The sequence below is a fragment of the Chitinimonas sp. BJB300 genome, assembly GCF_002735695.1.
In the GTDB taxonomy this organism is placed as follows: Bacteria; Pseudomonadota; Gammaproteobacteria; order Burkholderiales; family Chitinimonadaceae; genus Chitinimonas.
On the sequence record NZ_PDZH01000159.1, the window covers coordinates 1 to 7,168 of the forward strand.

Annotated in this window: 6 protein-coding genes and 1 pseudogene; all 7 read left to right on the plus strand. The window is 41.7% G+C overall.

What is annotated here, in order from left to right:
• Window positions 1-204: pseudogene (locus CSQ89_RS18715) on the plus strand (DDE-type integrase/transposase/recombinase); the annotation flags it as partial.
• A 369-nt stretch (window positions 205-573) separates the two neighbouring features.
• Entirely contained in the window at window positions 574-720 is a 147-nt protein-coding gene (locus CSQ89_RS22575) for a hypothetical protein (protein ID WP_158229047.1), read from the plus strand.
• 275 nt (window positions 721-995) lie between these two features.
• Complete coding sequence (locus CSQ89_RS18720; RefSeq protein WP_099407582.1) at window positions 996-1,961, plus strand: aKG-HExxH-type peptide beta-hydroxylase; 966 nt, start codon at window positions 996-998, stop codon at window positions 1,959-1,961.
• Window positions 1,962-2,173: 212 nt separating this feature from the next.
• Entirely contained in the window at window positions 2,174-3,247 is a 1,074-nt protein-coding gene (locus CSQ89_RS18725) for a cupin-like domain-containing protein (protein WP_099407583.1), read from the plus strand.
• A gap of 38 nt (window positions 3,248-3,285) precedes the next feature.
• Complete coding sequence (locus CSQ89_RS18730; protein ID WP_099407584.1) at window positions 3,286-4,536, plus strand: MFS transporter; 1,251 nt, start codon at window positions 3,286-3,288, stop codon at window positions 4,534-4,536.
• Between the two features lie 105 nt (window positions 4,537-4,641).
• Window positions 4,642-5,751: a HesA/MoeB/ThiF family protein gene (locus CSQ89_RS18735; protein WP_099407585.1), complete on the plus strand. Its 1,110-nt coding sequence runs from the start codon at window positions 4,642-4,644 to the stop codon at window positions 5,749-5,751.
• Window positions 5,752-5,782: 31 nt separating this feature from the next.
• On the plus strand, window positions 5,783-7,027 hold the full coding sequence (locus CSQ89_RS18740) for a YcaO-like family protein (protein ID WP_099407586.1): 1,245 nt from the start codon (window positions 5,783-5,785) through the stop codon (window positions 7,025-7,027).
• Window positions 7,028-7,168: the final 141 nt, after the last annotated feature.

Sequence of the window (7,168 nt, forward strand, 5' to 3'; positions counted from 1 at the left end):
TTGTATGTGGCGTTTGTGATTGATGTGTTTGCCCGCCGAATCGTGGGTTGGCGGGTCAGCCGCAGCATGCGGACCGATTTCGTGCTGGATGCGCTGGAGCAAGCCCTCTACGCCCGTCAACCGAAACAGCAGGATGGCCTGATCCACCACTCAGACCGTGGATCGCAATACTTGTCGATCCGCTACACGGAGCGACTGTCAGATCAAGTCTGAACTTCTACATATCAAACAGTCGGGTTATTCGAGGCACCCTGTAGTAAGCGTAGCTTGATCGCTAACTTCAAACTAACCGCCACCGAATGCCCTGCCTAGTACGATGCGAATTTGCAACAAAATTCTATTCATCAACATCCTCTTAAGAATTTCAGAATCAAGTCAACTCGACCAAGCCTTAAGCTAATAAAAACAGAATATTACAAGTGGATTGGGATCGGAAAATCAGATTGCTTAGGGGCCGCTTAAGTGCCCCACTGACCTTTTATTCTATATATTTATGAAAAGTGTTATGTATGGAAATGGATTTTGATTAAAATAAATACGCGTTCTTGATTAAAAAATAACGGAGTTCTAAAGATGACAAAACACGCCTCAGATATTGCAGTTAACGATGCAGAAATTAAGGTGTCCTCACAGGAAAACGCACTTATTGAAATTGAGCAAGTGAGTGCGGATGAGCTGCCTATGTTTCGCGTTTTGCTTCAAAATGAGTACCAAGGCTAATAAATAGCATTTTGTAGTTCCGATCCTATTCTTTTAAGTTTGTTTGGGATCGGAAAATGAAATTCAATGTTTCATGCAAGACAGTCTGGCCTACTCGTTATAGAAATCAAACCATTCAGGTCAGCATGAGTAGCTGAGTTGGACAGCGCTGAGTTACAGCACGCTCAGCCGATTTGAAGCAACATTACGCAAAGCCCTAGTACGTCACTGTAGTGAGCCTTTATCCCAGCTGCTAAACAGCACCTGCTATTAAATTAAACGCTAAAGAAAATACCATGCACATCGACTGGCGGCCAAACGCTGACATTGCCTGTGTTGAACGCTCCAGGCTGGCACAACGATTTCTTGGATTTTTAAAGAAGAAGTGCCCACAAAATATTGACAAATACGTAAGCAATGAAAAAGGTTTGGATGTCGACTTGATGCTAGATCCAAGTTTGATAAGTTGCTGCTACGAGATCAATTCATATAGCGATGATCACCTATCGGGCGCAAAGGATCGTGTAGTAAGAGCAATACAATCTGCAAGTGAGAGTCAAAAAAGACGTACATTATATGAGCAAGACTATGCAATCCCATTTGATCTAAAGTATGTAGATACCGATTTTTTCAGGCCTATTGAAAGAGGTTTGGAGATGGCGCGACAGGCTGTCAAGGATGCGGAGCTACAGTCTTTAAGTAGAGAACTTGAAGATGAAGAAAAAAGAATCGTTGCAAACGCATGTAAGATAATACGGGAAATTTGGCCTGAAGCTTATAACGAACTATGTACATACGTTAAGCGACTACATTTCTTTGAAAGCAAGACTGCAATTGGCTTTGTTGACTTTGAAGCAAATGGTACGATCTTCTTGCGATACAAAACAATTAATAATCCCGTTAAGTTAGCAGAGGAAATTTTGCATGAGGCCGGACATGTAAAGCTAAATTGTACTCTGGCAAATTCACCTCTCTTCCTAAATGATCCTACAGAAACGTATTCATCCCCATTGCGACGCGACCCGCGTCCCATGTTTGGCGTATTTCATCAAGTCTTTGTACTGGCTCGTTTGCATCAATACTATACTAGACTAATTAAAAATGGACAGGCAGAAAGTACACCGATTGATTTGATAGAGTCTCATCTTGAGCGGGCAATCAAAGTAGTGACAGACCACGCAAAATTAACAACCTCTGGTAAGTCAATGGTTGACAGTATCGTGCTATATGCTGCGAATATAAAAAATGCAGATATGCATTAACGTCTAATTCTGTCTCATCGGCACTGAGAAATTGTTCGACTTTGGTACTATTGAATAATCGGTGGCTTTTTGAAACGTGTCAGGCAGCCACTTTGCCTCAGTACCACTTCGTATTCCAACGCATTCTATACATCAACCGTTTTTGACTCCAAGGTGCACCAATGCACCTTCGTGAAAAATTAGCATGAGAATAGTTTACCTAGAAATTTACTATGAGAAATATTAATCAACTGCACCTCAATGATGCAAAAAGCCAATTCGATAATTATATTAAGTCACGAACTCCCGTTGTGTTTAAAGGGCTTTTTGCTGAGAGTTTCCTTGAGCAGCTAACTGATTTTAATACTGCACTCGATAGGTGGTTTAATGTACAACTCTCCGTATGTAATGAACATTTTTATGATGTGCGGAGATACGAAGATGCCTGCACACAGGTATACCAGACTGTATGCCTGGGTGAGTTTTTTCAGAAAATTAGAGAAAAATCGTTTAACCCAAGGTTGTTGAGTTCCGCACGTGTTGCACCAAAAGATATAGTTGCTGATTTGAATATGGAGCACATGGCATTTTTGGTAGACGACGTGGCAGAAATTCGCCCCTATTTTTTTGCAGGTGCAAAAGACAATTTTGCTCATCTTCATTATGATGGTGACTATAAGCACGTCTTGCACTACCAGATATGTGGGAGAAAGACATTTGTATTGATTGATCCTACCCAAGCAAGAAAGCTTTTACCATCCAGGAATTGGAGTTGCGTGAGTTTAGAGAATTTCACACCAAGTGACCTTCATAGTTTTCTGGATATGGTGGATGGATGGAAGATAACGTTGGAGCCTGGTGATACGATCTACATGCCTCCAGCCTTTTGGCATTACGTAGCGTATGAAGAAGATTCTCTGTCGATTGCTTTTAGGTATGGAAGAAGTAAGTTGGCTGGTATCCTATCTACAAAGTTTCATGAAGACGTAGCGCTTCAACGGCTCGTTTATGAGCTTGGTGGGCCGGCTGATACTCATTCCGAAATTCTTCGTCACCTCAAGGATCTTATCGAGATCTACAATAGGCAGTATCAGGATTTTTTACATAAATTCCATTCTATCGAAGCGAAGTATAGGGAGATAAGAGCCTACTTTGATATTGACATAAATAGCGGCTATTTCTTTGCGCCAGATGTTATTGCCGAGAACACTAACTTACGGATGCTTCGAAGCGGTCATTATTACAGTGACTTTGATAAAAGGAATGTCATTGATGTTCTATCTATTCCAATGCTGGATAATCGCTAGATATTCCAATTTTCTTTCTAGATTTTGTGTGTATCCAAATGTGGAATGTCCATCGGTTTTGTAAGGGCCAAAATTCAAAATCAATCGCATTTAAGACATTCTGGCTGGGGGAAACGATCTCATTGCTTGGTAGCCAACTTTCTATAGTTGCACTGCCAATTATCGCCCTTCAGGGGTTAGGTTTGTCCACCTCTCAGTATGTGTCCCTGTTTACATCTGTAGCTTTAGTCAATATTATTTTAGGAATAATATCCGGGCTGGTTTGTGATTTGCAGCGAAGTACAACAGTAATGTTAGTATCAGTTGCAGCCAGAATCAGTTGCGTTTTTCTAATTGTGCAGATATTTGCTAATGGCCATCTCACGTTGTTGGTGCTTGCAGTACTATTGACTTTGGATCGTAGCGCAAGAATTTTGTTTGACTCAGCAGTGAATGTATTTATCTACGACACGCAGAAAGATGACATTCTTTCTGCGACGTCAAAAATCGCCATAAGTCAATCATTTACAAGTATTGTGGGTGCAGCAGTTGCTGGGCTAGTTATCACTGAGATTACCATTCCTAATGCAATGTACTTGGATTGCATAAGTTATGCCATCTTTTTTTGTTTGATACTTTTTATTAGAAATTCTGTAGGTATTCCTTTAGGCACTGGGCATAAGGAAACATTTTTGCAGCGTTTTCGTCTTGGATTAACTGCAATTTGGGAAGATTCAAAGCTCAGAGCCTTGCTATATTTGGGTGGGAACTGGTGTTTATTCTCTGCAGCATTTGAATTGCTTTCATCGGTAATTTATGTAAAATATTTGGGTTTCAATGCACAAGAACTTTCAATTCAGTTTTCTTTGATGGGGGGGGGGATGTTTATTGGAAACCTTACCTTAGTGAGATTGAAATCAAGTGCTGTAGTGCAACCGAGGAATTTGTATATTGCTCAGTTTGCAGGGTATTTTATCGGCGTATTATTTGTTGCATTTTATTTCTTTGGTTGTAAGAACGCTTGGGCTTTTGGTGTAATTTCTTTCCTCTTGGGACTGATCTATGCCACGAGAAATGCACTGTCTATTACGCTGCGCCAAGAAAATATACCATTGAATATGAGTGGTAGGATAAATTCGGTTTTTAGTTCTTTGATTTGGATAATCTATCCATTAGTAGGCATCTTGGTGAGCCCTGCTTCTGCATGGATAGATGCGCCGAATATTTTGTTTCTCGTAAGTGTAGCCGCTATAGTGCTAAGTTTGGTCAGAACGCTGTTCGTTACTTCAACGCAGGAGCAACCGTGTTGAATGTTAATGGTAACTAAGTAAAATTAACCCGCGTATTCGAATCTGTAAGAGGCGTGAGTCGGTAATGGCAACCCTTGCAGTGACTTGGCCACCTATTAAAAGCTGATGATGAATAAATTATTAATTACAAGAGCAAACTTTAAAGTAGTCTGCAGTAGTCCTAATGAATACTATTTCTTTGATAAGGAAGGCGTGAGTTTCAAATTGAAAGCTCAAACAGCTGATGAGGCTTATAGGCTGTGTGCTGCACTTATCACCGGCTTGCCTGTAAGTAACGAACTGTCAGATTCTTTCGAATTGCACGGATTTTCTCTGCAATCACTTCAGGCGTCACAAGCTTTGCTAAAGCATGGTGTTCTGGAAATAATTGACAACTTGCCAGATTTTACAGATCGACTAAATCACGAATTTCGAAGGGAAATTGAATATTTCTCTGATACAGCAAATATTGGGACTTCAGGTTCAGAATGTTTTGAGCGAGTTCGGCAATCTAATATTTTGATGATTGGTATGGGAAGCTTGGGTTCATGGGTTTTTCAACACCTTTGTGCAAATGGTGTGGGTAAGATAGTCATGGTTGATGGCGATGTAGTTGAACTCTCAAATTTGCCGCGACAGTCATTGTTTGATCATCAGCATTTGGCAAAAAGTAAGGTTGATTCTGCAGCTGAGATTGCTACCCGCCAGTTTCCGCATACCACGATCTCACCAATTCACCAATTTGTAGAATCAATTAATGACATTATTTATTTAATAGCTAAATATGGGAAATTTGATTTGATGGTATTGACAGCTGATTTTCCTCGTTGGGAAATTGCACGGTGGGCGGCATCTGCGGCCAAGAGCACTGGCACACCTCTCATTCGAGGAACAAGCCAAGGTATAGGCCCGTTGTTTTTGCCTGGACAGTCAGCTTGTCCATACTGCGAATGGGCTTGGTTCCATGAGAAAGAGCCCAACGCGCAACGAGTAGCTTCGCTTACAGCCCAATTACCAAGGCGTAGTACAGGAGCTTTAAGTACCATCGTGAGTATGAGTGGCGCGCTCCTTGCCATGCAGTCTTTGACTTACCTTTCAAGGGTTTCGCTTCCTGAAACTATTAACCATCAATTGATTATAAAGCTCGGCGGGCTTGAGATCAGCAAAGTCCCCTATTCGAAGCATGAGATGTGCATGGCATGTGCAGAGCCATACACAGAATTCGTCGGTAATTAAATATTATTGATTTCAGGCATGAATTATTCAAATGGATAGTATTCCCAGTTATGAATACCAATACGATGGGATCGCATCATCGCGCCAGGTTAAAATCGAACCCTATGCTGATGCGAGTTCGGAACTTTTAATAGGACGAACTGCGATAAAAGTTCGCAGTGCGGACAATTCCCTTTATCAACTTACTGGTGCCTCTCTTGGGATAGATGAAGCATCTACGAGACTACGCGCTTTTGCTGAATTGGTTGAGCGACTATCTGCATTTCATTCGCAGTTTACAGCGGAGATTATTAATAGAAGTTACACAACCTTTGATGAAATGAACAATGCTTGTGCTATTAAGCCGAGCAACCTGCAACATTTCAATGCATTACCGAAACTGCTGCTAGATTCGAGGAATCCTGATACCTGCAATCTAAGCTGGGTTATTGGGAGGAGGGTTCTCACTGAGTCTCCTGTGTGGGTTCCCGCACTTGCAGCTTTCTTGTGGTGGAAGATGAAGGAAGAGGATTGTCTGTTTTTGTGGCCGAGTGCAACAGGGCTTGCCGCTGGAACTGAAAATGAAGCAGCGGAAATGCATGGTCTTCTTGAAGTGGTTGAACGAGACGTCTGCATGCTCTCATGGAGGGTTCCAGGCTTCCCACTATATCGACTGTCTGCTGAAACATTACCGGACTACCTCCAAGAAGAATTGTTACGTCATCAACTCTTTGTAAATTTATATATTTATAGCCGGGCCAATCTCCCTTTCGTTGTCATTGCTGTTATGACTCGAAAAGACGGCTCGGCGCTTACTTGCGGTTCTGCTGCTGGATTTACGATTGAACACATTTCGGAAAAGGCTGTTTTGGAGTCTTTGATGCTACGCTGGACAATTGCACGAGAGCCTAATACATCAATATCCGAGGATGAATTGCCAACCAATTCATTTGGCCATGTACTCTATGCTTTTCATTATCCGAAGCCGATATTGGATTGGTATTCAAATGTGTGTATCGGTAATTTTCAACCTGAGACACAGTGCATCTTCTCTAATAAAGAAGTTATTTCTGCTGTGGAGGAAGAGTATGGCTGTAGTGTCGTGAGCGTTGATCTCACTACAGCGCAAGCTCGGAAAAGTGGATGGCGCGTAGTACGAGTAGTCGTTGCAAATGCACTTCCTAGAGAGACTGACCATCGCTTGATCCATGATGGAGGAGTGCGTCTCTTACAAATTATCGATCGTTATAATGTCGAGCTTTCGAAAGTAAATTTAAACCCCAATCCGTTCGGTTAGAATTATCTAGCAATGGCGGATTTAAAAACGAACCTGACGGATTTTTATTTATCACTGGATGGTAAATCCATTGGCAAGACTGTAATTCATCCCGGTTCGTTCGGTAAATACCTCGATGGGGGTTTTATATCCATGTCGCTT

Coding starts and splice junctions, on each gene's coding strand:
- CSQ89_RS18730 (WP_099407584.1), top strand. CDS start 3,286: ATGTGGAATGTCCATCGGTTTTGTAAGGGCCAAAATTCAAAATCAATC.
- CSQ89_RS18720 (WP_099407582.1), top strand. CDS start 996: ATGCACATCGACTGGCGGCCAAACGCTGACATTGCCTGTGTTGAACGC.
- CSQ89_RS18735 (WP_099407585.1), top strand. CDS start 4,642: ATGATGAATAAATTATTAATTACAAGAGCAAACTTTAAAGTAGTCTGC.
- CSQ89_RS18725 (WP_099407583.1), top strand. CDS start 2,174: ATGAGAAATATTAATCAACTGCACCTCAATGATGCAAAAAGCCAATTC.
- CSQ89_RS18740 (WP_099407586.1), top strand. CDS start 5,783: ATGGATAGTATTCCCAGTTATGAATACCAATACGATGGGATCGCATCA.
- CSQ89_RS22575 (WP_158229047.1), top strand. CDS start 574: ATGACAAAACACGCCTCAGATATTGCAGTTAACGATGCAGAAATTAAG.